Source organism: Pseudomonadota bacterium, assembly GCA_010028905.1.
Taxonomy (GTDB): Bacteria; Vulcanimicrobiota; Xenobia; order RGZZ01; family RGZZ01; genus RGZZ01.
On record RGZZ01000711.1, the window covers coordinates 1 to 1,835 of the forward strand.

Sequence of the window (1,835 nt, forward strand, 5' to 3'; positions counted from 1 at the left end):
CGGTGCCGCAGCCGCTCGTGGCGACTGCCAGCTGGTCCTGTCCCCCACGGTGCCGTGGTGGACATCGGCCTGTCCCCCACGGTGCCGTGGTGGACGCGGTGCCGCAGCCGCTCGTGGCGACTGCCAGCTGGTCCTGTCCCCCACGGTGCCGTGGTGGACACCTTGCCGCGGCAACTCGTGGAGCCTGCCAGCTGGTCTTGTCCCCCACGGTGCCGTGGTGGACATCGGCCTGTCCCCCACGGTGCCGTGGTGGACATCGGCTTGTCCCCCACGGTGCCGTGGTGGACACGGTGCCGCGGCTACTCGTGGCGCCTGCCAGCTGGTCTTGTCCCCCACGGTGCCGTGATGGACATCGGCCTGTCCCCCACGGTGCCGTGGTGGACACGGTTCCGCAGCCGCTCGTGGAGACTGCCAGCTGGGCTTGTCCCCCACGGTGCCGTGGGGGACATCGGCTTGTCCCCCACGGTGCCGTGGTGGACACGGTGCCGCGGCTACTCGTGGCGCCTGTCAGCTGGGCCTGTCCCCCACGGTGCCGTGGTGGACACGGTGCCGCGGCTACTCGTGGCGCCTGTCAGCTGGGCCTGTCCCCCACGGTGCCGTGGTGGACACGGTTCCGCAGCCGCTCGTGGAGCCTGCCAGCTGGTCTTGTCCCCCACGGTGCCGTGGTGGCCTTCGGCCTGTCCCCAACGGCTTCGTGGTAGACATACACGCAGTCTGCCGAGGTGCATACCGATCGATTGAGCGCCTTCAATGACTTCACGACTATGCCGCAGTGTGCTGTGACAGGACCCCTCGACGTGGGGCTTGACAGTCTCTACTCACTTTGTTAGCATGCTCTTAGATAATAATCATTATTAGAGAGGACGCAGTGCAATGGAGACCGCACAAGCGCTCTGTGAGCGCCTGCGCGAGCGAGGGTATGCGGTGACCCCGCAGCGTCGAACCATATTCGAGGTGCTCGAAGGGGTGACGCACCATCCCTCTGCCGAGCAGGTTCATGAAGAGGTCCGTCGGCGTCTGCCAGATGTGTCCCTGGCCACCGTCTACAAGACCCTCAAGGAGCTCGTGCAGATGGGCGAGATCCAGGAACTGAACTATCACGGCGACCGCAGCCGCTTCGATCCGCGGGTCGACGCGCACAGCCACCTGAAGTGCCGTCGATGTGGCCGTCTGGCCGACGTCGACCTCGACTTCGGGCACCTGAAGCTGTCGGTCGAGCACAGTCACGGGTTCAATGTCGAGCGCCACGAGGTGGTCTTCCATGGCGTGTGCGGCGACTGTCAGGCCCAGGCGAGCGACAAGCCGAGGTAGCACAGCGACACTCCTTGCATCCGAGCAGAGCCCCCGCGTGGGGCTTTTCTCAGGCCTCTTATCAATAATAATTCTTATCAAAAAACGCCGGTCAGACAAAAACGAACCCGAAAGGAGACCCATACCAATGACCGATCTGAACGCCCTGCTCCGAACTCCGCTGAAGGTGGGCAAGCCTGCTCCTGACTTCCACATGAAGACCACCGCCGATCTGGCCACGCTGCAGAGCGAGGCACGCCTCTCTGACTATCGCGGGAAGTGGCTTGTGCTCTTCTTCTACCCCCTCGACTTCACGTTCGTCTGCCCCACCGAGATCACCGCGCTCAGCGACCGCGCCGACGACTTCAAGGCCCTCGACGCCGAGATCCTGGGCGTCAGCACCGACAGCGTCTTCTCCCACCGCGCCTGGATCGAGCTGCCCCGCGACCGCAATGGTCTCGGCGCCATCCGCTTCCCCCTGGCCGCCGACACCACCCTCAGCGTCTCACGGGCCTACAACGTGCTCGTCGAGGAAGAGGGCATCG

Annotated in this window: 2 protein-coding genes; both read left to right on the forward strand. The window is 65.0% G+C overall.

The genetic code is table 11. The features are described 5' to 3' along the window. Window positions 1–873 precede the first annotated feature (873 nt). Window positions 874–1,311 (forward strand): transcriptional repressor, encoded by a 438-nt coding sequence (locus tag EB084_24590; protein ID NDD31442.1) that lies wholly within the window; start codon window positions 874–876, stop codon window positions 1,309–1,311. A 127-nt stretch (window positions 1,312–1,438) separates the two neighbouring features. Beyond that, window positions 1,439–1,835 (forward strand): peroxiredoxin (locus EB084_24595; protein ID NDD31443.1); only part of this gene is annotated, 397 nt, incomplete at its 3' end.

What these genes read in the sequence shown, in the direction of transcription:
- EB084_24590 (NDD31442.1), top strand. Translation starts at nt 874, where the DNA reads ATGGAGACCGCACAAGCGCTCTGTGAGCGCCTGCGCGAGCGAGGGTAT.